The organism is Lysobacter enzymogenes (genome assembly GCF_900106525.1).
GTDB lineage: Bacteria > Pseudomonadota > Gammaproteobacteria > Xanthomonadales > Xanthomonadaceae > Lysobacter > Lysobacter enzymogenes.
The window spans coordinates 526748-550318 of sequence record NZ_FNOG01000001.1 but is presented as its reverse complement, the minus strand read 5'-3'; the positions used below and the strand labels follow the sequence as shown (position 1 = coordinate 550318).

Here is a 23571-nt window from a genome sequence, read left to right as displayed (position 1 = left end):
CGCGGTCGCGACTCGCGTCGCTCCTACAGGCAGATCGCGCAGATCGCTGGGCGCTGAAAAACGAAGACCGGCCTGAGCCGGTCTTCGTTCGCTTGCGGTTTCTACCTGCGCGCGACGCTTACGAGCGGCCGTACACGTCCTCGAGGCGGACGATGTCGTCCTCGCCCAGGTAGCTGCCCGACTGCACTTCGATCAGCTCGACCGGCTCGGTGCCGCGGTTGCGCAGGCGGTGCACGCTGCCCAGCGGGATGTAGGTGCTCTCGTTCTCGCGCAGCTCGAACACCTTGTCGTCGCAGGTCACTTCGGCCACGCCCGAGACCACGATCCAGTGCTCGGCGCGCTTGTGGTGCTTCTGCAGGCTCAACACGCCGCCGGGCTTGACCTCGATGCGCTTGACCTGGAACCGCTCGCCCATGTCGATGGAGTCGTAGTTGCCCCACGGACGGTAGACCTTGCGGTGGAACAGGTGCTCCTGGCGCCCGGCCTGCTTGAGCTTGTCGACGATGGTCTTGACGTCCTGGACGCGATCTTTGCGCGCGACCAGGGTCGCGTCGGGCGTGTCGACGATGACCAGGTCTTCCACGCCGATGGTCGCGATCATGCGCCGGTCCGACGCGCGCACCAGGCTGCCGCGGGTGTCCACCGAGATCACGTCGCCGTCGTAGCGGTTGCCGTCGTCGTCGCGCTCGGCCACCGCCCACAGCGACGACCACGAACCGATGTCGCTCCAGCCGCAGCTCACCGGCACCACCGCGGCGCGCGCGGTCTTTTCCATCACCGCGTAGTCGATGGAGTCGTTCGGGCTGGCCGCGAACTCTTCCTTGCCGACGCGGATGAAGTCCAGGTCGCGGCTGGCCTTGGCGTACGCGGCGCGCGCGGCGGCGAGGATGCCCGGCGCCAGCGTCTGCAGTTCGTCCAGATAGCGCTGGGCCTTGAACAGGAACATGCCCGAGTTCCAGGCGTAGGTGCCGGCGGCGACATAGCCTTCGGCGGTGGCCAGGTCGGGCTTCTCGACGAAGCGGCTGACCTTGAACCCGCCCTCGCCCAGGGCGTCGCCGCGGGCGATGTAGCCGTAGCCGGTCTCGGGATAGTCGGGGGTGATGCCGAAGGTGACCAGCCAGTCCTGCTCGGCCAGCACGGTGGCGCGCGCGACCGCGTCGCGGAAGGCGTCGACGTCTTCGATCAGATGATCGGCCGGCAGCACCAGCATGGTCGCGGACGGATCCTCGCCGACCAGATGCAGCGCGGCCAGGGCGATGGCCGGGGCGGTGTTGCGCGCGCTGGGCTCCAGCAGGATCGCGCCATTGGCCACGCCGATGCCTTGCAGCTGTTCGCCGACCATGAAGCGGTGGTCTTCGGCGCAGACCGTAACCGGCGCGCCGGTGTCGGGCAGCGCATTGGCGCGCAGCAGGGTTTCCTGGAACAGCGAGTGGTCGCCGATCAGCGAGAGGAACTGCTTGGGCTGATTCTGGCGCGACAGCGGCCACAGGCGCGAACCGCTGCCACCACTGAGAACGACGGGGTGAAGCATCCTGGCTCCAGATTTCGGAACGAAAAGGGGCGACAAGAATAGCCGAACCCCTGTTCCCCCGGGCTTCACAGCGCCTAAACCGCAGCGGCCGGGCGCCCGGTACTATGACCGGCGTGCCAGCTTGGCGCGGCCCGTGCCGCCATGCTGGCCCCCTTTCGCCGCCATGGACGGAACGATGAACGCGACTGCCCTGCCCGCTAGCCTGCAACTGAACGGACCCGGCGACTCGCGCGTCGAAGCCAGCGCCTTCGGCGCGCACGTGCTGTCCTGGCGCTGCCGCGGCCGCGAGCGGCTGTACCTGAGCCCGAACGCGAGCTTCGGCGCCGGCAAGGCGATCCGCGGCGGCGTGCCGGTGATCTTTCCGCAGTTCGCGCTGCGCGGCGGCGGCCCGCGCCACGGCTTCGCCCGCACCCTGACCTGGGAGGCCGACCCGCAGCCGACGCGGCTGTCGTTCCAGTTGCGCGACCGCGAGGAAACCCGCCGCCACTGGCCGCACCGCTTCGAGGCCGCGCTGGACATCGAACCCGGCGAGGACCGCCTGCGCATCGCCCTGACCGTGCGCAACAGCGACCGCGCCGCCTTCGAATTCAGCGCCGCCCTGCACACCTACCTGGCCGTGGGCGACATCGACGCGACCCTGGTGCACGGCCTGGAAGATCGCGGCTACGTCGATTCGGCCCACGGCGATGCCGCCTGCCCGCCCACCGACGCGCCGGTGCGCTTCGACGGCGAGGTCGACCGCATCTACGCCGACACCCAGCGCCCGCTGCGCATCACCGATGGCGAGCACATGCTGCGCTGCGAGGCCGAAGGCTTCGCCGACACCGTGGTGTGGAACCCCGGCGCCGGGCTGGCCGCCGGCATGGCCGACCTGGAACCCGACGGCCACCGCCGCTTCGTCTGCGTCGAAGCCGCGCAGGTGCTGCAGCCGGTGCGGCTGGAGCCCGGCCAGGCCTGGACCGGGGCGCAGATCCTGATCGTGGAAAGCTCCTCGGCGCAGTACCGGATCGGCGGCTGAGCCGGCCGCGCGAGCCGCGCCCGGCCCGCAACGACGGCCTCTAACGTCGGCGATCGGCGCCGAACGTCCGCTCCGGCGCCGGTTTCGCGGCCGACTGCGTCGGCTGGCCGTCTCCGCTACAATCGAGGGCTGCCGGCCGTTCCCGGCCGGGCACCCCCCACAAGGAAATCCCGCACGATGAAGATCCTCGTCGGCTACAAGCGCGTGGTGGACTACAACGTCCGCATCCAGGTCAAGCCGGACGGTTCCGGCGTGATCACCGACGGCGTCAAGCTGTCGGCCAATCCGTTCGACGAAATCGCGCTCGAAGAGGCCCTGCGCCTGCGCGACAAGGGCATCGCCACCGAAGTCGTGGTCGCCACCATCGCCCCCGCCGACGCCCAGGCGCACCTGCGCAACGGCCTGGCGATGGGCGCCAACCGCGCCATCCACGTGGTCAGCGACCAGCCGATCCAGCCGCTGACCGCCGCGCGCGCCCTGCTCAAGCTGATCGAGAAGGAACAGCCGGACATCGTCATCCTCGGCAAGCAGGCCATCGACGACGACGCCAACCAGACCGGCCAGATGCTGGCCACGCTGTGGGGCCGCCCGCAGGCGACCTTCGCCTCCAAGCTGGAAGTGGCCGACGGCAAGGCCACGGTCGTGCGCGAAGTCGACGCGGGCCTGGAAACCCTGGAAGTGGAGCTGCCGGCGGTGGTCACCACCGACCTGCGCCTCAACGAGCCGCGCTTCATCAAGCTGCCGGACATCATGAAGGCCAAGAGCAAGCCGATGGAGACGATCGCGTTCGCCGACCTCGGCGTCGACGCCGGCGACACGCTCAAGACCACCCATTACGCGCCGCCGCCGAAGCGCAGCAAGGGCGTGATGGTCAAGGACGCGGCCGAACTGGTCGCCGCACTTAAGCAGAAGGGGTTGCTGTAAGCCCCTTGAGTCAAGGGGCTGCTCCATCCTGCGCAGCGGGATGGAGCGGGGTTGTGGAAGCACGACCTTTTGCAGCCGAAGTTACCGACCTTCCAGTACAGGATATTTTTCAATGAGCAAGGTTCTGATCGTTGCTGAGCATCTCGACGGCAAGCTCAACGCCTCCACCGCCAAGTGCGTGTCCGCGGCGCAGGCGCTCAAGCCCGACTCCATCGACATCGTCGTGCTCGCCGCCGACCCGGCCGACGTCGCTGCCGAAGCCGCGCAGATCGCCGGCGTCGCCAAGGTGCTGGCCGTGGCCAACGCCGCCAACGCCAACGCCATCGCCCAGGTGCAGGCGCCGCAGATCGCCGCGCTGGCCAAGGGCTACAGCCACGTGTTCGGCCCCTCGACCACCTTCGGCAAGGACCTGATGCCGTGCGTGGCCGCGCTGCTCGGCGTGGCCCAGGTGTCGGACGTGATGGCGGTGGAAGCCAGCCACACCTTCAAGCGCCCGATCTACGCCGGCAACGCCATCGTCACCGTCGAGGCCCCGGCCGATCACACCGTGGTCGCGACCGTGCGCACCGCGTCGTGGCCGGAAGCGGCCAAGGGCGGCAGTGCGTCGGTGGAAGCCGCCTCGGCCGAGGCCGCGCTGCCGAGCCACACCCGCTACGTCGGCCTCGCCGCCGGCAAGTCGGACCGCCCGGACTTGCAGAGCGCCAAGCGCGTCGTCTCCGGCGGCCGCGGCGTCGGCTCGCAGGAGAACTTCAAGATCATCTACGACTTCGCCGACAAGCTCGGCGCGGCGGTCGGCGCCTCGCGCGCCGCGGTCGACGCCGGCTACGTGCCGAACGAGCTGCAGGTCGGCCAGACCGGCAAGATCATCGCGCCGGAGCTGTATGTCGCCGTCGGCATCAGCGGCGCGATCCAGCATCTGACCGGGATCAAGGACGCCGGCACCATCGTGGCGATCAACAAGGACGGCGAAGCGCCGATCTTCGAGATCGCCGACATCGGTCTGGTCGGCGATCTGTTCAAGCTGCTGCCGGAACTGGAAGCGGCGCTGGGCTGACCGCCCCGACGCGACCGGGATCGTTGCGCAGGGAAAAAACCCCGTCGGCCGACCGGCCGGCGGGGATCGTTTTGTAGTACGACGCACAAAATAAACACAATCCGTTGGCGGAACCGCCGACAGAATCTGTGTATCGCAGCCGATGCGGCTGCAGTGCCGTGTGCTCTAGGCCGCTTCCGACGCGGCGGTACGCACGACCTTGCAAACGCAGGCGGCCGGCCTCGGTTGACGCCGCCGACCGCGCCCATCCCCATTCAGCAGTCGACAGGATCTCAGCATGAAAAAACTCGCACTCTACGGCTCCGGCGGTTTCGCGCGGGAAGTGCTCATGTTGCTGGAGGACCTGGGTCTGGGCGAACGCGTGATGGCCCTGTACGAAAGCGACGATCTGTGGAAAGAGCGGATCGTCTCCGGCATCAATACCCAGCCGATCAGCCGTTTCGACCCTGCCACGACCGAACTGGTGCTGGCCGTCGGCAGCCCGCAGGCGCGACGTAAGATGCACGCCTCGCTGCCGGCCGACACCCGCTACCCGACCCTGGTCCATCCCGACGCGCGCGTGCACCGCAGCACCAGCGTTGGCGAAGGCAGCATCATCTGCGCCGGCAGCATCGTCACCTGCGACATCGTCATCGGCCGCCAGGTGCAGCTGAACCTGGCCACCACCGTCGGCCACGACTGCCGCCTGGAAGATTTCGTCACCACCGCGCCGGCGGTGAACATCAGCGGCAATTGCGTGCTCGGCACCGGCTCGTACTTCGGCACCAACGCCTGCCTGCGGGAGAAGATCAACGTCGCCGCCGATGCGGTGGTCGGGATGGGGGCGGTGGTGGTCGGCGACCTGGCGGAGCCCGGCGGCATCTACGTCGGCAGCCCGGCTCGGCTCAAGCCCTCGCGCTGATCACACGACGATGAAGCGGTTGCAACGCCTTTGGCGATCGGAAAAACACCGCTTCCTCGCGGTGGGTGCTTGGAACACCGTGTTCGGCTATCTCGCGTTCGTCGCCACCCATCTGCTGTTCGGCCACCTCTGGCATCCGACCGTGACCGTGGTGGTGGCCTATTGTCTGGCCCTGCCGCAATCGTTCCTGACCCAGCGCCTATTGGTGTTCCGCAGCGTCCAGGGCGACTGGCGGCGGCAGTTCCTGCGCTTTCTGGCCAGCAACAGCACGATCTTCGCCGCCAACCTGATCCTGCTGCCGCTGTTCCTCGCCTTCACCCATACCAGCCCTTTGCTCGGCCAGGCCTTGTTCATCGCTGCCTCGACCATCGCAAGCTATCTCGTTCACAAGCATTACTCCTTCGCCAGCTGACTCCATGACCACCATTCCCTTGCTCGTGCCCCACATGCCGCAGGCCGAGAGCCTGATGCCTTACCTCCGGCAGATCGACCACAACCGGCACTACACCAACTTCGGCCCGCTCAACGCCGAGTTCGAGCGCCGCATCGCTGCCGACGTGGGCCGCCAGTGGCTGCCCGAGCAGGTCACCACCGTGTCCAATTGCACGGTCGGCCTGGAACTGGCGCTGCAGGCGCTGGGCCTGCGGACCGGCGCGCGCGTGCTGATTCCGGCGATCACCTTCGCCGCGACCGTGACCGCGGTGCTGCGCGTGGGTATGCAGCCAGTGCTGTCCGACGTGGACCGCGACAGCTGGCTGTTGAGCCCGCAACTGGCGCGCTCCGCGCTCGCCGACGGCGGCATCGACGCAGTCATCCCGGTGTCGACCTTCGGCTGTCCGCAGGACCCGCTGGCTTGGGACGCGTTCGTGCGCGAGACCTCGGTCCCGGTGCTGGTGGACGCTGCCGGCGCCTACGGCAATCAGGGCCCGGGCGAGGACATCGATGTGGTCTACAGCTTCCACGCCACCAAGTCCTTCGGCGCGGCCGAGGGCGGCGCGGTGCTGTCGCGCTCGACCGAGCGGATCAAACGCATCCGCAAGCTATCGAACTTCGGCATCGATACCTCGATCGCGATGCTCGACTCGATCGGCACCAACGGCAAGATGAGCGAGTACCACTGCGCCATCGGCTTGGCTTCGTTCGACCAGTGGGAACAGACCAAACGCGACCGTCGCGACCTCAGCGCCCGCTACGCGCGCGCGCTGGCCGAACGCTGTCCGTACCTGGGATACCAGGACAAGCCGGCCGACGGCATCTATCCGCTGATGCCGGTACTGCTGCCCGCCGGCGCTTCGGCTGCGCGCTGGGCCGAGGGCCTGGCGACGCTGGGCATCCAGACCCGCCGCTGGTACTCGCCCTCGCTGCATAACCATCCCGCGTTGCACGATGTGGCCAAAGCCGGAGCGCTGGAGGTGGCCGTCGACATCGGCGAGCGCATCCTCGGCATTCCGTTCTTCATCGGCATGACCGACGAGCACATCGCCCGGGTCTGCGACGCGCTCGACCGCGTACGCACCGGGCAAGGAGAGGCGCCGTGAGCAAGATCAGCTACGTCATCCCCGTCTACCACAACGAAGGCTCGATCAAGCGCACCTGGGAATCGATCGTCGCGCTGTTCCGCGGCGACGGCCCGCTGGCCGCGCACGACTACGAGATCCTGTTCGTCAACGACGGCTCCAAGGACGGCTCGCAAGCCGAGATCGAGGAGGTCGCGCGCTTGGACCCGAAGGTCCGGCGCATCCGCTTCAGCCGCAACTTCGGCCAGCTCGCCGCGATCGTGGCCGGTTATCGTCATGCCAGCGGCGACGCCATCATCAACATGTCGGCCGATCTGCAGGACCCGGCCGAACTGACCGCAGACATGGTCGGCAAGTGGGGCGCCGGTTCGGAAGTGGTGGTGGCCTTCCGCGAGGACCGCGAGGACTCCTTCGGCGCCAAGTTCTTCTCGCGCCTGGCCTACGGCGCGCTGCGCGCGTCCAACCCGAACATCCCCGCGGGCGGCTTCGATTTCGTGCTGATGAGCCGACGCGCGCTGGAGCTGTTCCTCAGCTACCGCGGCCGCAACCGTTTCTACCAGGGCGACGTGATCTGGGCCGGCCTGCCCACCACTTACCTGCCTTACGTGCGACGCAAACGCGAAGTGGGCAAGTCGCAGTACAACTTCAGCAAGAAGATGAAGCTGTTCTACGACTTCCTGCTGGACGGCTCCTACCTGCCGATCCGGATCATGTCGATGTGCGGCGTGGGCTTCTCCCTGCTCGGCGTGGCCTACGCAGCGGTCATCGTCGTCGGCTGGATGCTGCACACCACGCCATTCACCGGCTGGGCGCCGATCATGGTCGCACTGCTGGTCATCGGCGGCATCCTGATGTTCATGCTCGGCATCATCGGCGAGTACCTGTGGCGCATCCTCGACGAGATCAAAGACAAGCCGCTGTACGTCATCGACGACGAAAAGTGATCCGCACCGCCGCGGGCCGCGCAGCGCGGACGCGGCCTAGAACGAGCCTGCGTCCGCATCCATGAACCGCCCCACCGCCAATCCGTCGCAACCTGGCCAGGCCGCGGCGATCAATATCGTCGCCTGCCTGATCGCCATCCTGGTGTCCGTAATCGTTTGCCGCTACGGCGTCGGCATGACCTACGGCCGCGCGGACGTTCCGTTCCTTTACGAGGGCGACTCGCTGCAGTACTCGTACGTGCTGGAGGCGCAGAAGGCCGGCAGCGTGGCCGACATCGATCTGGCCGGCGCCCCGATCGGCACCGACCACCTGGACTTTCCCAACGCCGACTACGCCAACCATGTCATGGCCAACGCCGTGGCCGCGCCCGGCGATTTCGGCGAGCGCTACAACCGCGTTTATCTGCTGGGCGTGGCGCTGACCGCGTTGGCGGGCTTCGCGGTCGCGCGAAGGCTCGGCATCGGCTTGGCCCTATCGATCGCCGTGTCGATCGCCTTCTCGGTGTTGCCGTTCCATTTCATGCGCGAAGCGCATCTGTACTACAACAATTACTCGGCGCTGGCCTTGAGCCTGCTGGTGGCGACCTGGACTTACCTGCCGCCCGCCCCCGACGCCCCACCGCGCAGCCGCGGCCGGCGCTGGCTGTCGATCGCCGCGCGCACCGCGATCTTGATCTGGATCGGCGCCACGGGCATCTACTTCGCCTTCTTCACCTGCGTACTGCTCGGGGCCGCGGGCGTGCTCAGCTTCCTGCAGTTCCGGTCGACCGCCGGCCTGCGGCGCATGGCGCTGTCGATCGCCGTGATCGTCTGCTGCACTTCGCTGCAGTTGGTGCCCACGGTGATGTACCGGATGGAGAACGGCAGCAACGACCAAGTCGCGGCGCGGGTGATGTCGGAAACCGAAATCTACGGACTGAAGATCGCGCAGATGCTGCTGCCGGTGCCGCAGCATCGCTTCGACCTGTTCGCCCGGCTGCGCAACAAGTACGACGTACTGGCGCCGCTGAACACCGAGAACTCCACCGCCGGCCTGGGCCTGGTCGGCGCATTGGGCTTCTGCTTGGCCTTGCTGATCCTGCTGGTGCCGGCCTACCGCAACCGCCTGCCGCAACAGGCCCAGTTCGCAGCGATGACGGTCGCGATCATGACCGTGTTCGCGACCATCGGCGGCTTCGCCACGTTGTTCGCGCTGATCGTGTCGCCGGAGATCCGCTCGGTGAACCGGGTCTCGCCGCTGATAGGCTTCGCCTCGCTGATCGTGCTGGCCTCGGTGGTGCAGACCCTGGCGACGGCGTACGGCCGGCGCTGGCTGGCGCCGCTGACGGCCGTGCTGATGGTGCTGGTCGCAATTCCCGACCAGGTCCCGGATCGCCGCAGCATGCTGAAGGCACGCGCCGTCGCCGCCGCCCAACGCTTCGATGCCGACCGCCAGTTCGTCGCCGAACTGCGCAAGCAGTTGCCGGCCGGCGCCAACGTGCTGCAGTTGCCGTTCGCTGAATACCCGGAGACCGATTCGCCGATCGGCCACTACACTCAGTTCCGCAATCACTTGCATGGGCTGGATCTGCACTGGACCTACGGCGCGATGAAGGGCCGCGCCGCATCGAACTGGCTGGCGCTGATGACCCGGCAGCCGGCGGCAGAGGCGGTGCGCCTGTTCGACGCCGCCGGCTACGCCGCCGTGGTCGTGGACGAACGCGGCCGCACACCGTGGATCGAAGAGTTCCTGCGAGAACTGGCCGCGACCCATGCGCTGACCGAGATCGTCTCCTCCGACAGCTCGCAGATCGGCTACGCGCTGAAGACCCCGCCGGCGCCGAAGCCGGCGCTGCTGCTGGCAGCGGGCGGCGGCTGGCATACGCCTGAAGACCAAGGCAGCGGACGGCTGCTGATGTGGTCCTCGGGCGACGCCGCGCTGCGCATCGCGCCGATCGCTGGCGGCGTCGCCGGTTGTTCGCTGAACCTGGACCTGGGCACCGTGGTGCCGCGCCATGTCGAGGTGACGGTCGACGGCGCACGCGTCGCCCAGGGCGACATCGTCCCGCAGCGACGCACCCAATTGCGGGTGCCGATGCCGTCGTCCGGCGCCCATGTGCGGATTACGACCCACCCCGATGCCGCGCCGCCGGGCAACGGCGATAACCGCAAGCTCGGCTTCTCGCTGGTGTTCGCTGGCCCCTTGCTGTGCGGCGGTCCCGACGACGCGCACCGAGTCGGCGCTGAGCCTGTACCGATGCGGCGCTGACCGCCGCTTCCGCAGCGCAGACGCAGGCCAAACCGGCGGAAAACGGGGCCCTGCTCGACCCAGCGGTGTGGCCACGCGCAGATCCACTCTGCGCGTGCCGTCACCATTCGTGCTGATATGGCCGGATAAGCACTCTTTCTATGCCGAGTCCATTGCAGCCTGGACACAGCGCTGGACCGATGGCGCAATGACTGCAAATCCACAGCCGATGCGCCAGACTGACCTCCCCCAACAGCAGGATCGGCTAATGGGCATCGTCAGCCGTTTGCAGCACATTCTTTCGCCGGCGCCCTCGCCCGAGCCGCCGCTGTCCGTCGAACCCGAGCCCGCTTTGGGGCTCGCGCCTGAGCCCGAGTTGCCGGCACCGCCGCAGGGACCGTGGTTGAACCTGGGCTGCGGCATGGATCTGCGCGAAGGCTGGATCAACATCGACCTGCACGAGTTCCACCACCCCGACATCGTCGCCGACATCACCAACATCGTTGCGCTGGCCGACAACTACGCCGGCTATGCGCTGGCCCAGGACATACTCGAGCACGTCCCGCGCGACTGCTGCTCGACCGCGCTGCGCGAGTGGAACCGCGTACTCAAGCACGACGGTCTGCTGGAAGTGCGCGTGCCCGACGTGATCGCACTGACGCGGCTGCTGCAGGAGCCCGAGCGGCAAACGCCAGAGGCCCAGGATGTCCTGCTGCGGTGCCTGTTCGGTACCCAACGCTACAATGGGGATTTCCACTACAACGGTTTCACCGAAGTCAGCCTGATTCACGCGTTGAACGATGCCGGTTTCGAAATCGCACGCATCGACCATCACGACGAATGGCTGTTCCAGGCGATCGCGCGCAAGGTCGCGCATCGGCCGCCCGAGGCGCTTCTGCGCGTGGACAGCGACACAGCCTTCGTCGACCAGGCCTATCGCGACATCCTGCATCGCGAGGCCGACCCGGGCGGCCGCGCGCACTACCTAGACAAGCTGGCCTCGGGCATTCCGCGCGAAGCGGTGCTGGCCAGCCTACGCGCGGCCAAGGAGTAAGCTCGTCCACGGCCGACGCCCCCGCCGATCGGGCGATTCGATCCGCCAGCCCACGGCGCGTCAGTCCGCCAGCCAGCGCGCGTATGCCGCCGCGTCGGATTCCGCAATGGCTGCGTAGTCCCAGACCTGCTGGCGTTCCGAACTGTCCTCGAACTCCGGCCGGTCCAGGCGCTTGCCGAGGATGTCGAACATCGCGTAGCCGTGCTCGGCGAAGAAGCGATGCACCTCGCCTGGATCGACGTCGTACTTGCGATAGGAGTTGGCGCCGAATTCGAAGGTGACCACCGGGTTCCAGCGCCGGATCGTGTCGGCGGCGCCCTGTATCACGTCCCACTCGCCGCCTTCGGTGTCGATCTTCATGTAGTGCACCGCCGGCAAACCGCGTTGCGCCACCACATCGTCCAGCCGCTGCACCGCGACTTCGATGTTGCGCAGCCGGGTCGGGCTGTCGTACACGCGCTCGCGCAGTCCGGAATACTCTAGCGCGTCGAGCGCCAGCACGAACGAAAAGCTGCCGGCCTGTCGGCCCAGCGCATGGTTGATCACTTCCACCTGGCTCAGGCCGTCTCTGTCGACGGCCTGCTTGAGTTCGGCTGCGACGAAATCGATCGGCTCGAACGCTAGGATCCGGCCCGATGCGCTGACAGCCTTGGCCAGCGGAATGGTGTGCCGCCCCCGGTGCGCGCCGACGTCGACGCAAACGTCGCCGGGTTTCAGCACCTGCGAATAGAACCGCTCCAACCTCGCTTCGTAATCCATGAGCCTCTCCCCTCACGATTGTCCGAAAACCAAGTGTCGGCGGATGTCGCCCGTCAGATGATGCGGCGCAGCACCTCGCCTACGATGATCGACCAGGAAAAATTCCGCTCCACGTAATCCCGCGCCAACGGTACCCGAATTCGGCGTTGCTCGTCGGAAGTAGCACAAAAAGCGCGCAATTCGCGTACAAACGACTCCACACTGTCATCGTAGAGCCACAGCAGGTCGTCGGCGCCGGCCACCCCGCGTCGCCCGTACTCGCTGGTCAGGACCGGCGCGCCTGAAGCCATGTAGTCGAGCAGCTTCAGGTTGCTGCCGCCGCCGGAGGCCATTGGATTGAGCGCGACCGTGGCCGCGCCCAGCAGCAGATCTTTTTCCTCGTCGCTGACCGCGCCGACCATGCTCACGTTGGCCGGCAGTTCGCGTCCGGCGAACGCACCGCCGGCGCTACCGACGACAACGAAGTCAACCTCGGGGAACGACGGCGCGGCTGTGAGCACGGTTTCCACCGCGTCTAGATTCGGCCCGTGCCAACTGGCCAGCACCAGCGCCATAGCCCGTCCGGACAGGCCCAGGCGCTGCTGCAGTTCGCGACGCTGGTCCGGGTCGCGATAGCGCACCGAATCCAGGTCGACGCCGTTGGCAGCGACGAAGAATTTGGAGCGATCGGCGCGGTAGCGCTGCGACAGCGAATCCAGGTCCGACTCGGACACGCAGATCACCCGCTGCGCGCGCTCGCACAGTTCGCGCTCGATCGCATCGATCGCCTGCACCAGCGCCTCGCCCTGCGCGGTAGCGGGGTACATCGCCTGCTTCATCCGGGTTTCGTCGTTGTGCGCCTCGTACCACAGCTCGCCGATGCGGACTCCGCGCACGGCCGGATAGGCATAAGGATGCGAGGCCACCACGATGTCCGAACGCGCGGCGTGGTCGCCGGCGACGCGCACGTAGTCGGGCGTGAGCTCCGGCGCCAGCGCGAAGGCGCTGTCGGCGCACGGCACCCAGTCGACCGAGGCCGAGACCTCCTGTTCGTGGCGGTCCTGCTCTACGGTCTTGGGAATCACGATCTCGCGCAGCCCCGGCGCCACGAACGCGTCCGACCCGGGCGAATCGGAGGGGCCGAGCGCAACGATGGTGACGTCGTGCTGCTGCGCCACTCGTCGCCACAGGTGGTAGATCCGGGCCTGGCCGCCGCCCTTGGGCGGATAGCTCGGGAAGGTGCTCAGCACAGTGATGCGCTTGCGCTCGCCGGCGCCGACGCCGCGCGGCGCCGCGACGGGCTCGGGTTCGTGGATCAGCGCTTCGCAGACCTTGTTCCAGGTCACCGCGGCGACCCGGCGCGCACCTTCCTGGCCCATGCGTTGGGCCAGTTCCGGCGAGTCCGTCAACGCCTGCAGCGCCCGCGCCAGCGCGGCCGGCTCAGGATCGACGCAGTAGCCGTTGACGCCGTCCTCGACGAACTCGGTCGGGCCGCCGGAGTCGCGCACGGTCACCACCGGCTTGGCTGCCTGCATCGCCTCGAAGGTGATCAGCCCCATGTCCTCGTCGTAGGGCACGTACAACACCGCGCGGGCGTCGGCGTACCAGCGCGACAGCGACTCGTCGTTGACGTAGCCGACAAAGCGGATACGGGGATCGTTCTTGGCCAGTTCCTTCAGGCGCGCTTCTTCCGGGCCGGTGCCGGCGATCACCAGCGGCACGTCGCCCCGCACTGAGGCCATCGCCCGCACCATCATCTCGATGCGCTTGGGGCCATCGAGGCGGCTGGCGGTGAAGAAGTAATCGTAGCGCCCGTGCGGCGCCACCGGCAGACCGCTGGGGTGGCTAACCGCATGCACCGAGGCACCGGCGGGGAAATAATCCTGGCGCCGCGCCACGGTCTTGGAAATGGCCGCGTAGCGGCTCACCTGCGAGGTCGCCAGACCGATCGAATCCAGGGTATGCACGGCCCGGCGTACGAACGGACTGGGCAGGGCCAGCCACGGCGCGAAGCCGTCCACCTCGGCGACCGCGCGCAGCGCCGCCAGCAAGGTGTCGAGGCTGTCGCGGCGGCCGCGGATGGTCGCCATCCAGTCCCACAGCGCGCGCAGCTGCGCCGGCGCGTCGACGGACAGATCGTCGGGCAGGCCGCAGAAATGATAAGTGTCGTAAAGCCCGCGCAGGCGATGCTGCAAGTAAACCACGTGATTGGGGTGGCGGATCATCCACGCTGGGTACTTGGTGCTGATGACCTGGTCGAAGTGCGACAGGTCCAGACGCGAGAACGCGGCGTAGCTTTCCACCAGCGAGCGGAAGTCCCCCTCCGGCGACGGCAGCTTGATCAGCTCGGCGCGATGCGGGGTGTTCTCGTTGATGTGGCGCAGCAGCGACCACCATAGGTTCTCGGCGCCGCCGATGACGAAAGGTACCGAACTGGGCGCCACCAGGGCGATGCTCATGCCCTTGCCCGCCGAGGAAACCGCACTCATTGCAAACAAACTCCTGCTGAAACGGCCCGCGCTGCGGCTCAGGCCAGAAGGGCGTTCAAGACCGCATCCCAGGAGATGCGCATGTCGCGGTAGCGCTGGCGCCCGGCGCGCCCCTGCGCCACCGCCAGGTCGGGGTCGGCAGCGTAACGCTCGATCGCCTCGGCAACCTGGTCGGCTTGGGGTTCGGTCACCGCGCCCGTGGCATCGTCGATGACGAACTCAAGCACGCCGCCGGCATCTTCGCAGGTGATCACCGGCTTCTCGGCCAGCATCGCCTCGAGCGTGACGTAGCCGTAATCCTCGCGGTACGGCCCGAAGAACACCGCGCGCGCGTTGGCGTAGTAGGCACGCATCTGTTCGTCGCTCAACCGCCCGACCAGGCGCACCCGATCGTGCACGCCGAGTTCGTCGATGCGCTGGCGCAGCGCGGCCTCGTGCCCGCCTTCTCCGGCGATGACCGCATGGATGCGGCCCTTGACCTTGGCCATCGCCTCCACCAGTAACATCTGGCGCTTCAGCGGTTCCAGGCGCGAAGGCGCGAAGATGTAGGGCAGCGATTCGCCGGTATAGAACAGCGCATCGTCCTTGGGCGGATGGTAGATCGGCACCGACTCCAGGCCGTTGTACTCCGACAGGCGGTCGGACACGGTGCGGGCGATCGTGTAGCGCTCCGGCATCCGCGCCAGCGATTCGGTGTCGAAGCGCTGGACCAGTTCGCGCACGCGCCGGTTCTCAGGATCGGCCGCCTGCGCCTCGTCCCACAGTTCGTAGTAGCTGCGGAACTGGTGCAACATCCAGGTGGTAGCGTTGGGATGGTGCGCGCCGTAACACGGGAACTTCAGATGAATCACCTTGTCGACCCGGCTGGCGCAGAACTGCTGCAGGTCCTGCTCGCCCCACCACTTCATCGCCGCCTCGACGCTGCGCGCCGGCGAGAAGCGAAAGGGGTTGGTGAGCACATCCACGCGATAACCGCGTCGGGCGATCTGCTCGCGAAGGTTCTCGGCCAGGATCTCTCCGCCGCCGCGGATGAAAGGCACCTGGACCGAGGTGATCAGAATGCCCATGGCTCAGGCGCGCGAAAGACGGCGCAGGTCCGCGTCGACCATCATCACGATGAGGTCTTCCAGCGAGGTCTTGGGCTTCCAGCCCAGCTTGGCGAGCGCCTTGGCCGGGTTGCCTAGCAGCACGTCGACCTCGGCCGGACGGAAGAACTTTTCGTCGATCACCAGGTGCTGGTCCATCGCCACGCCGGCGTGGCCGAAAGCGATCTCGCACATGCGCCGCACCGTGGTGGTCTGGCCGGTTGCGACCACGAAATCGTCGCCGCTCTCTTGTTGCAGCATCAACCACATCGCCTCGACGTAGTCGCCGGCGAAGCCCCAGTCACGCTTGGCGTCGATGTTGCCCAAACGCAGTTCGCTCTGCAGGCCGAGCTTGATGCGCGCGACCGCGTCGGTGACCTTGCGGGTCACGAATTCGATGCCGCGAAGCGGCGATTCGTGATTGAACAAAATGCCGCTGGAGGCATGCATACCGAAGCTTTCGCGGTAGTTCACCGTCGCCCAGTGCGCCATCAGCTTGGCCACGCCGTACGGGCTGCGCGGATAGAACGGCGTGGTCTCGTCCTGCATTTCGGCCTGGATCAGGCCGAACATCTCGCTGGTCGAAGCCTGGTAGAAACGCGCCTGCGGATTGACGATGCGCACCGCCTCGAGCACGTTCAGCGCGCCGACGCCGTCGACCTGCGCGGTCAGCAGCGGCTGCTGCCAGGACGAGCCGACAAAGCTTTGCGCGCCGAGGTTGTAGACCTCATCGGCCTTGGAAGCCTGCATCGCCCGGATCAGCGACGACAGATCCGTCAGGTCGCCGTCGAGCAGCGTCACCTCGTCGGCGATTCCCAGTTCGCGCAGCCGCCACAGCGTGTCGGTGCTGCGGCGCGCGAGGATGCCGTGGACCTTGTATCCCTTGGACAGCAGAAGCTGCGAAAGATAGGCGCCGTCCTGACCGGTGATGCCCGTGATGAGTGCGTTCTTGTTGATCACAGCGAGTTTCCTGCCTCTTGCAAAATATCGTTGAGAGTGGTGTCGATGCCGATCCGCGGCCGCCATCCGGTGTCGCGGGTCAGCTTGGAAGGATCGGCGCGCATCCGCCGCTGTTCGGAGGGGCGCAATTTGGCCGGATCCTGCACCACCTCGACCTGGACGCCGGCCAGTTTCGCCATCGCCTCCAGCAATTCGCGGATGCTGCGTTCCTCACCCGAGCCGACCACGTAGGTCTGACCGGGCTGGGCGGCGCGCAACAGGTCGCCATAGGCGCGCACGATATCCCGGACGTCTGTGAAATCCCTCGTCACATCGATGTCGCCGGCGTGCACCTGCGGCGGCGCAAGTCCGGCGCGGATCCGCGCGACCTGGTGGGCCAGCGACGGGATGACGAAGTCCCGGGCCTGGCCCGGGCCGATATGGTTGAACGGCCGGGCCACTACCACGTCCAGCCCTTCGGAACGGTTCCATTGCAGGCACAACTGCTCGGCGGCGACCTTGCTCGCGGCATAGGGATTGCGCGGCGCCGGCCAGATGTCTTCGTTCACCGGCATCGCGGCTTCCGCCACCTTGCCGTAGACGTCGCCCGAGCTCACGTACACCATCCGCCCGGCGAAACCGTTGCGGCTGAGCGAGCGCAGCAGGTTCAAGGTGCCCAGCACGTTGACTTCGAACGTCTCCACCGGTTCGGCGAAGGATCGCGGGACGAAGCTCTGCGCGGCCAGGTGGATCACCAGGTCCGGGCGCGCCTGCTCGACCATCGCGTCGACCGCCTGCGCGTCGCGCACATCCAGGCCACGCGGTCCCGGCAGCAATTCAACCGCTCCGAACTCGCCGCGCTCGATCGCCTGGCGCAGGTGGCCGCCGACGAAACCGCTCGCACCGGTGGCCAGCAGCCGCGCGGGCCGGCCGGAGACGCCGCCTTGGCTCATGCCTTCACGCCCACGATCGCGTAGTCGGTCGGCGCGGACACCAGTTCGACCAGTGCGTTGATCGTCGCTGCGCCGGGCACGGCGTCGTCGACCTTGGCCGGTGCGGTGGATTCGCGCGCATAGGTCAGCCGCTCGATCCGCGACACGCCGAAACCGCGCTGTTCCACCAGCCAGCGCAGAGCCAGCGGCGGGATCGGATTGCGGTGGGTCGGATCCATGTAGAACCAGTGCGCGCCGACCGTCAGGTTCTCGGGATTGGGCGTCTCCAGGGCCAGGATGCCGCCAGGACGCAACACTCGCAGCGCCTCGTCGATGAGCGCGATCATGACTTCGAACGGCAGGTGCTCGACCAGATGCATGGAGGTGATCGCGCCGAGCGATCCGTCCGGCAGGCTCTTCAGATGGGCCACCGCGTCTTCGCGCACCACATCCAGGCCGATCGAGCGGCAATACTCGACAAAGGTGCCGTTGAGGTCCACGCCGCGGGCGGCCCTGTGCTTGACCTTGAGCAGTTCGAGCCATTCGCCGCGTCCACAACCGATATCCAAGATCGGCGCGTCCGGACTGCCCGCGCCGCACCCGTCGACCCAGGCCACATACGGCTCGCAGCGCCGCATGATGGTTTCGCGCGAGCCGCGAAACGCGGCTTCGAACGCAGCATACAAAGGCTCCAGCGCCTGTTCCGAGCGCGCAGCCTCGCTCTTTTCGTTCTCCACGTCCTCGACGTAACGCGACAGCCCGCGCACGGAACTGTTGATGTCGTTCAACTCGGCGCTGAGGCGCGAGTCGTAGAACGCCATCCGAGACTCGACCGAATCGACCTTGGCGACCGCCTCCCACACGCTGCTTTCGACGTGGCGGCCCAGCTCCAGCATCTCGCGATCCTGGTTGTTGTCCATCATCGTCTGCCGGCGCTGGATCTCGCCGATGCGTACCAAACCGTGCAGCCAGCGCAGCATCGGCCCCAGCACCCGCTTGCGCTCCAGCGAATGTAGCTTGTAGGGCAGCAGCAGGCCGTCGATATGAACGCTGCGGGCCATGCCTTCGGGCGACCAACGCAGGCGACCGAGGATCTCGATCTTCGACATCTGCCCGCCACGCAGTTGTGCGAGATAGAAGTCGAAGCCTTCCGGATCCGGCGGACGCTTGAGCACGAAACGATAGGCGGCTTCGACGAATTCCGAGTCCGGGATCGGCAGCAACTCGTGCAGCGCGTATTGCGACTTGGGTTCGAGCCGCGATGCCAGCGGCTTCCACCGCGCCATGGCCGACGGCGAGGACGGGGCCGAGGCGCCGCCACGCCGGCCGGCGCCGCTGCTGGCCTGGGCATCGACGAAGCGGATGATTTCATCGAGCGAGGTCGGCGTTGCCGTCCGCGCGCCGCCGGATGCCCCAACGCGGGCGGCCTCGGCGCGAACGGCGTCCATCAACGCGGTGCTGTCCAGCGAAGACTGTTGACTGCTCACTTCGAACGCTCTCTGTGAAAAGGGTGGATAGGCGGACAAGCCGCGGCGACGCGCATTCCGGCGCTCATCGTCCCAGCACCTGGATCTTCGACGGCAGCCAGGCCACACCGACGAACGGCGCGCAGTCGACGTTGGCGACGGTGAAGATCAGAGCCAGGTCCTTCCATTGGTAGTTCTTGACCAAGTGGGTCTCGGTGCTGGAAAGCGCGACCGAGACCGAATAGGTGCCGGTGCCCAGGTTCATCGGGAACGCCACCTCGTACTCCACGCTCTCGCCCGCGGCGAGATCGCTGCACACCTGCCCGGTGTGGTGTGTGTTGGTCCCGAAGATCGGCTGGCCGAGGCGGTCGCGGATCATGTAGCCGAATACCAGCCGTTCGACCGCCTGGTTCGCGCGGACCTTGGCGCGCAGGCGCACCGGCTCGCCGACGGTGACGTACTCCACCGCTTCGCCGGCGGCGTTCTCCATGCGCAAGGACTCGAACTCGACCTCGCCGGTGCCCGACTCGGTGGCGATCTGGCCCTGCCCGGTGCGCTCGGTCCGTACCGTGCTGTTTTCCTTCTCGGCGATCAGCGCGTTGTAGTAGTCGAACACTTGCTGCGGATCGGCATCCAGGACCAGGCGGCCACGGTCGATCAACACCGCGCGGTCGCACAACGACTGCACCGCGGTCGGATCGTGGGAGACGAACAGCAGCGTGGTGCCGGCGTCGCGGAACTCGCGGATGCGGCGGAAGCACTTGTGCACAAAGTAGGCGTCGCCGACCGACAGCGCCTCGTCGATGATCAGCAGGTCCGGACGGAACGCCGTAGCCACGCTGAAGGCCACGCGCATCTGCATGCCGCTGGAATAGGTGCGCACCGGCTCGTCGAAGTACTCGCCGATCTCGGCGAAGGCCTCGATTTCGCCGATCACTCCGGAAATCTGCGACTCGCTGAAGCCCATCAGGCCGGCGGCGTGATAGGCGTTCTGGCGGCCGGTCAGGTCGACGTTGAAGCCCATGCCCAGCTCCAGAATCGCCGCGACCCGTCCCTTGACCCAGACATTGCCTTCGGTGGGCCGCGAGGTGCCGGTGATCAGCTTCAGCAGCGTGCTCTTGCCGGCGCCGTTCTGGCCGATGATGCCCACCGCCTCGCCCGGACCGACCGCGAAGCTGATGTCCTTGAGCACCCAATGCTCGGCGTGGGCGCGGAACGGCAGGCCCAGCCACGAGCCCACGCGCAGCCACTCGCTGCGCCATTCGCGATAAGCCTTGCCGAGCCGGTTGACCTTGAGTTCGCCGCTCATAGCACGTCCACCATTTCCGCGGAGGCGCGGCGGAACGCGAACAGCGCGACCGCCGTCAGCACCAGCGACGCCGCAGCCAGGGTGCCCAGGCCCGACCAGTCGGGCTCGGTGCCGAACACCAGCACGTTCTGGTAGCTGGTGATCAGCGGGTACAGCGGGTTGAGCTTGAATACGTTGCGGTAGGACTCGGGCAGGATGGTGATGCTGTAAACGATCGGCGTCATCCAAAACAGCGCCTGCAGCACCACCGGGATGATCTGGCCGATGTCGCGCATGAACACGTTGAGCACGCCCAGCAACAGGCCGATCGAACCGGCCAGCATCAGCGTCACCAGAATCAGCACCGGCAGCCACAGGACCTGTTCGTCGGGGAAGTGCCCCAACGCCGCGAACACAAGGAAGATCGCAAGCAACAGCAGCAGGTTGTTGACCAAGGTCGTACCGGCGGCGATCAACGGCAGGCAGATGCGCGGGAAAGCCATCTTGCGCATCAGGTTGCCGTTCTCGATGAACAAGTTGCCGAACTTGGTGACCGTCTCGGTAAACAATGCCCAGCCCAGGGTGCCGCCGAGCAGGTACAGCGCATACGCGTACTTGCTGTTGACGCCGGGCAGCTTGGCCGCCAACACCTCCGACAGGATCAGGGCGAAGATCAGCACCTGCGCGAGCGGATGGATGATCATCCACACCGCGCCGAGCTTGCTGCGGATGAAGCGCGCCCGCAGGTCGTTCTTGACCGAGGACAGGATGAAATAGCGATATCGCCAGATCGCCAACAACAGTTCGCGCATGGATGCCTACCTTGTATCGCGTCGCGGCGCCGGACCTTGGCCCTGGGCTTCGCGAATGAAAACGCCAGAATCGCCGGCCGCTGCGGCGTCGCCGCGCGCGATCGCATCGATCCGCTGGATCAACCGCTGCGCCGCGGCCTGCGGGCTCAGCTGGGCGGCCACGTCGGCCGCCGCCTTGGCGCCGAGCCGGCGTGCGAAATCGCGGTCGTCGGCCAGTCGCCGCATCTGCCGCGCGGCGTCGTCGACGTCGGCGTCGGCCCACATCGCACCGTCCGGGTGCGGATATTCGCCCTCGCCGACCGGCACCAGCCGGTACTGCACCAGGGCGCTGTTGGAGTCGTCCATGAAATCCACGTTGCCCGACCAGCGCGTGGCGATCACCGGCTTGCCCATCGCCATGCATTCGGCCAAGCCCAGGCCGAAGCCTTCGGCGCGGTGCAGCGAGACGTAGACGTCGCAGCAGCGCTGCAGAGCGTGGACGTGGGCGCGGTCGATGACTTCGTCGCGCACCACGATGCGCGGATCCTGGGCGCTGGCTTTGAGCAGGCGCAGCAACTTGTCGGGATGGCGGTGGCCGTTGCTCGACTTGACCAGCAGCTGCACATCGCTGCGTTCTGGCGGGAACGCACGGCGAAACGCCTCGATCACCGCGAACGGGTTCTTGCGGTGCACCCAGGAGTTGAAATCGAAGGTGCACAGATAAATGAAAGCGTTCGGGTCCAAGCCGAAGTCTTCGCGCTGCAGGCCGCTGTCCGGCGCTGGCGTCAGCGGTTGCGGCACGCAGAACACTGGCTTGTCGGTGACCCGTTCGAAGGCCTCCTGGACGAAGCTCGAAGCGACCATGATTCCGTCGACCAGGTCGATCGCCGGCAACCAGTCGTGCGGAATCTCTTGCAGTTCCCAGAACCAGCACGCGACCAGGCGATGGCCGCGCAGGCGCGCCGGCCCGATGTGCCGCAAGGCCGATTGCAGATAATCGGGATTGACGAAGATCACGCTCACCGGATAAGGCGTGTCCTGGCCCAGATGAGCATCGACGCTGCGATCCTCCATGCCGTGCGGCAGATCGATGGAGACGTCGAACAGCGCGGTCGGATAGCCGACGCCGATCAGCGCGCGCGCGTACATGCGCGCGCTCTCGGCCAGGCCGAACTGGCCGCGCAGGTAGCCGAACAGATTGACCCCGGCGCCGCGCATCGGCGGCGGCGGCGGCGCGACCGACGCGGCGGCGGGCGGCGTGCGCGCCCAGTTTTCGGTGCGCTGGAAACGCGAGCGCTTGCTCGCCCGCGACGCCAACCGGAACGACACCCAATTGCGCAAGGACTGAGGAAACCGGCGATAGATCGGCTGCAGCCACGACTGGCCGCGGATCCACGCCGACAGGCCCAGCAGGCGATGGGCGATGCCGTTGTCGAAGGAATTGATCGACGTCATGGCCGCCGGTTCCAGCGCACGCGCGCGTTCATGGCTTCAGGCACCCAGCGCCCGCTCGAGCTCGTCGCGCAGGTCCGCCACGTCCTCCACGCCCACGCTCAGGCGCACGAGGTTGTCGGTGATGCCCAGCGCGGCGCGGCGGTCGGGCGGGATCGAGGCGTGGGTCATCACCGCGGGGTGGTTGACCAGGCTTTCCACGCCGCCGAGCGATTCGGCGATGGTGAACAGGTGGCAGCGCTCCATCATCCGGCGCGCGCCGTCCATGCCGCCCTTGACGTAGATGCTGACCATGCCGCCGAAGCCGTGCATCTGGCGCTTGGCCAGTTCGTGCTGCGGGTGCGACTTCAGGCCCGGGTACAGCACCTTCTCGACGGACGGATGGGTTTCCAGCCATTCGGCCAGCGCCTGCGCGTTTTCGCAGTGCGCCTTCATGCGCAGGTGCAGGGTCTTCAGCCCGCGCAGGGCGAGGAAGCTGTCGAACGGGCCCTGGATGCCGCCGACCGCGTTCTGCAGGAAGGTCAGCTGCTCTTCCAGCTCCGGCGCGTCGCCGACCACGGCGATGCCGCCGACGATGTCGGAGTGGCCGTTGAGGTATTTGGTCGCCGAGTGCATGACGATGTGCGCGCCCAGTTCCAGCGGGCGCTGCAGGATCGGCGAGGAGAAGGTGTTGTCGACCACCACGATCAGCCCGCGCTTGCGCGCGATTTCGGCGATCTGGGCGATGTCGACCAGCTTCAGCAGCGGGTTGGTCGGGGTCTCGATCCACACCAGCTTGGTTTCCGGGCGGATCGCCGCTTCGAACGCGGCCACATCGCTCAGGTCGACCCAGCTGAAGTCCAGGCCGGCGCTGCGCCGGCGCACGCGCTCGAACAGGCGGTAGGTGCCGCCGTAGACGTCGTCCATGGCGATGACGTGGCTGCCGGCGTCGAGCAGTTCCAGGATGGTCGAGGTCGCCGCCAGGCCGGAGGCGAAGGCGTAGCCGCGGGCGCCGCCTTCCAGGCCGGCGACGCAGCGCTCGTAGGCGAAGCGGGTCGGGTTGTGGCTGCGCGAGTACTCGAAGCCCTGGTGCTGGCCGGGGCTGCTCTGGGCGTAGGTCGAGGTCGCGTAGATCGGCGGCATGACTGCGCCGGTGCTGGGGTCCGGCGACTGGCCGGCGTGGATCGCGAGGGTGCCCAGGCCGGGCTTGCGCGCTCCGTCTTGCGGCTGCTGTTGGCTCAT

At 67.2% G+C, this 23571-nt stretch carries 20 protein-coding genes; 9 read left to right on the top strand and 11 right to left on the bottom strand.

Annotation, left to right across the window (positions count from 1 at the left end; all coding sequences use genetic code 11):
* Positions 1 to 118: 118 nt before the first annotated feature.
* Positions 119 to 1531, bottom strand: coding sequence for a mannose-1-phosphate guanylyltransferase/mannose-6-phosphate isomerase (locus tag BLU84_RS02400; protein ID WP_074862416.1), 1413 nt, complete (start codon positions 1529 to 1531; stop codon positions 119 to 121).
* A 175-nt stretch (positions 1532 to 1706) separates the two neighbouring features.
* Here BLU84_RS02400 and BLU84_RS02395 point away from each other — a divergent pair, with 175 nt between their 5' ends.
* From BLU84_RS02395 to BLU84_RS02355, 9 genes are all read left to right on the top strand, one after another.
* Positions 1707 to 2549 carry a D-hexose-6-phosphate mutarotase gene (locus BLU84_RS02395; protein ID WP_074862413.1) on the top strand — a complete coding sequence of 281 codons (843 nt, stop codon included), beginning with the start codon at positions 1707 to 1709 and terminating at the stop codon, positions 2547 to 2549.
* 177 nt (positions 2550 to 2726) lie between these two features.
* On the top strand, positions 2727 to 3473 hold the full coding sequence (locus tag BLU84_RS02390; RefSeq protein WP_074862410.1) for an electron transfer flavoprotein subunit beta/FixA family protein: 747 nt from the start codon (positions 2727 to 2729) through the stop codon (positions 3471 to 3473).
* Positions 3474 to 3585: 112 nt separating this feature from the next.
* Positions 3586 to 4527, top strand: a complete 942-nt coding sequence (locus BLU84_RS02385) for an electron transfer flavoprotein subunit alpha/FixB family protein (RefSeq protein ID WP_074862407.1) — start codon at positions 3586 to 3588, stop codon at positions 4525 to 4527.
* 277 nt (positions 4528 to 4804) lie between these two features.
* The gene (locus tag BLU84_RS02380) at positions 4805 to 5428 is read left to right on the top strand and encodes a NeuD/PglB/VioB family sugar acetyltransferase (protein WP_074862404.1); all 624 of its coding nucleotides are present in this window, start codon (positions 4805 to 4807) and stop codon (positions 5426 to 5428) included.
* Positions 5429 to 5489: 61 nt separating this feature from the next.
* Positions 5490 to 5840 (top strand): GtrA family protein, encoded by a 351-nt coding sequence (locus tag BLU84_RS02375; RefSeq protein WP_074862401.1) that lies wholly within the window; start codon positions 5490 to 5492, stop codon positions 5838 to 5840.
* Positions 5841 to 5844: 4 nt separating this feature from the next.
* The gene (locus tag BLU84_RS02370; RefSeq protein WP_074862398.1) at positions 5845 to 6966 is read left to right on the top strand and encodes a DegT/DnrJ/EryC1/StrS family aminotransferase; all 1122 of its coding nucleotides are present in this window, start codon (positions 5845 to 5847) and stop codon (positions 6964 to 6966) included.
* Entirely contained in the window at positions 6963 to 7889 is a 927-nt protein-coding gene (locus BLU84_RS02365) for a glycosyltransferase family 2 protein (RefSeq protein WP_074862396.1), read from the top strand. The genes BLU84_RS02370 and BLU84_RS02365 overlap by 4 nt, the downstream gene beginning before the upstream one ends.
* Before the next feature lie 61 nt (positions 7890 to 7950).
* Positions 7951 to 10137: a hypothetical protein gene (locus BLU84_RS26075; RefSeq protein ID WP_074862394.1), complete on the top strand. Its 2187-nt coding sequence runs from the start codon at positions 7951 to 7953 to the stop codon at positions 10135 to 10137.
* Positions 10138 to 10204: 67 nt separating this feature from the next.
* Positions 10205 to 11170, top strand: a complete 966-nt coding sequence (locus tag BLU84_RS02355) for a DUF4214 domain-containing protein (RefSeq protein WP_139174569.1) — start codon at positions 10205 to 10207, stop codon at positions 11168 to 11170.
* 60 nt (positions 11171 to 11230) lie between these two features.
* Here BLU84_RS02355 and BLU84_RS02350 read toward each other — a convergent pair whose 3' ends face one another.
* From BLU84_RS02350 to BLU84_RS02305, 10 genes are read right to left on the bottom strand one after another with little or no spacing between them, the layout of a single operon-like run.
* Positions 11231 to 11929 carry an FkbM family methyltransferase gene (locus tag BLU84_RS02350; protein ID WP_074862388.1) on the bottom strand — a complete coding sequence of 233 codons (699 nt, stop codon included), beginning with the start codon at positions 11927 to 11929 and terminating at the stop codon, positions 11231 to 11233.
* Between the two features lie 53 nt (positions 11930 to 11982).
* Positions 11983 to 14397: a glycosyltransferase family 4 protein gene (locus BLU84_RS02345; RefSeq protein ID WP_083382256.1), complete on the bottom strand. Its 2415-nt coding sequence runs from the start codon at positions 14395 to 14397 to the stop codon at positions 11983 to 11985.
* Positions 14398 to 14435: 38 nt separating this feature from the next.
* A complete protein-coding gene (locus BLU84_RS02340; protein WP_074862380.1) occupies positions 14436 to 15464 on the bottom strand; it encodes a glycosyltransferase family 4 protein in 1029 nt (342 codons plus the stop codon).
* 3 nt (positions 15465 to 15467) lie between these two features.
* Complete coding sequence (locus BLU84_RS02335; protein ID WP_211664499.1) at positions 15468 to 16442, bottom strand: GDP-mannose 4,6-dehydratase; 975 nt, start codon at positions 16440 to 16442, stop codon at positions 15468 to 15470.
* Positions 16439 to 17374, bottom strand: coding sequence for a GDP-mannose 4,6-dehydratase (locus tag BLU84_RS02330; protein ID WP_074862378.1), 936 nt, complete (start codon positions 17372 to 17374; stop codon positions 16439 to 16441). Before BLU84_RS02330 ends, BLU84_RS02335 begins: the two co-directional genes overlap by 4 nt.
* Positions 17371 to 18948 (bottom strand): methyltransferase domain-containing protein, encoded by a 1578-nt coding sequence (locus tag BLU84_RS02325; RefSeq protein ID WP_139174567.1) that lies wholly within the window; start codon positions 18946 to 18948, stop codon positions 17371 to 17373. The genes BLU84_RS02330 and BLU84_RS02325 overlap by 4 nt, the downstream gene beginning before the upstream one ends.
* Complete coding sequence (locus BLU84_RS02320; protein ID WP_074862372.1) at positions 18905 to 20128, bottom strand: ABC transporter ATP-binding protein; 1224 nt, start codon at positions 20126 to 20128, stop codon at positions 18905 to 18907. The genes BLU84_RS02325 and BLU84_RS02320 overlap by 44 nt, the downstream gene beginning before the upstream one ends.
* Complete coding sequence (locus tag BLU84_RS02315; RefSeq protein ID WP_139174565.1) at positions 20125 to 20919, bottom strand: ABC transporter permease; 795 nt, start codon at positions 20917 to 20919, stop codon at positions 20125 to 20127. Before BLU84_RS02315 ends, BLU84_RS02320 begins: the two co-directional genes overlap by 4 nt.
* A gap of 6 nt (positions 20920 to 20925) precedes the next feature.
* Positions 20926 to 22353 (bottom strand): glycosyltransferase family 4 protein, encoded by a 1428-nt coding sequence (locus BLU84_RS02310; RefSeq protein WP_074862368.1) that lies wholly within the window; start codon positions 22351 to 22353, stop codon positions 20926 to 20928.
* A 36-nt stretch (positions 22354 to 22389) separates the two neighbouring features.
* Entirely contained in the window at positions 22390 to 23571 is a 1182-nt protein-coding gene (locus BLU84_RS02305; protein ID WP_074862364.1) for a cystathionine gamma-synthase, read from the bottom strand.

Coding starts and splice junctions, on each gene's coding strand:
- BLU84_RS26075 (WP_074862394.1), top strand. CDS start 7,951: ATGAACCGCCCCACCGCCAATCCGTCGCAACCTGGCCAGGCCGCGGCG.
- BLU84_RS02330 (WP_074862378.1), bottom strand. CDS start 17,374: ATGAGCCAAGGCGGCGTCTCCGGCCGGCCCGCGCGGCTGCTGGCCACC.
- BLU84_RS02390 (WP_074862410.1), top strand. CDS start 2,727: ATGAAGATCCTCGTCGGCTACAAGCGCGTGGTGGACTACAACGTCCGC.
- BLU84_RS02345 (WP_083382256.1), bottom strand. CDS start 14,397: ATGAGTGCGGTTTCCTCGGCGGGCAAGGGCATGAGCATCGCCCTGGTG.
- BLU84_RS02350 (WP_074862388.1), bottom strand. CDS start 11,929: ATGGATTACGAAGCGAGGTTGGAGCGGTTCTATTCGCAGGTGCTGAAA.
- BLU84_RS02380 (WP_074862404.1), top strand. CDS start 4,805: ATGAAAAAACTCGCACTCTACGGCTCCGGCGGTTTCGCGCGGGAAGTG.
- BLU84_RS02385 (WP_074862407.1), top strand. CDS start 3,586: ATGAGCAAGGTTCTGATCGTTGCTGAGCATCTCGACGGCAAGCTCAAC.
- BLU84_RS02340 (WP_074862380.1), bottom strand. CDS start 15,464: ATGGGCATTCTGATCACCTCGGTCCAGGTGCCTTTCATCCGCGGCGGC.
- BLU84_RS02370 (WP_074862398.1), top strand. CDS start 5,845: ATGACCACCATTCCCTTGCTCGTGCCCCACATGCCGCAGGCCGAGAGC.
- BLU84_RS02310 (WP_074862368.1), bottom strand. CDS start 22,353: ATGACGTCGATCAATTCCTTCGACAACGGCATCGCCCATCGCCTGCTG.
- BLU84_RS02305 (WP_074862364.1), bottom strand. CDS start 23,571: ATGAGCCAACAGCAGCCGCAAGACGGAGCGCGCAAGCCCGGCCTGGGC.
- BLU84_RS02400 (WP_074862416.1), bottom strand. CDS start 1,531: ATGCTTCACCCCGTCGTTCTCAGTGGTGGCAGCGGTTCGCGCCTGTGG.
- BLU84_RS02320 (WP_074862372.1), bottom strand. CDS start 20,128: ATGAGCGGCGAACTCAAGGTCAACCGGCTCGGCAAGGCTTATCGCGAA.
- BLU84_RS02315 (WP_139174565.1), bottom strand. CDS start 20,919: ATGCGCGAACTGTTGTTGGCGATCTGGCGATATCGCTATTTCATCCTG.
- BLU84_RS02395 (WP_074862413.1), top strand. CDS start 1,707: ATGAACGCGACTGCCCTGCCCGCTAGCCTGCAACTGAACGGACCCGGC.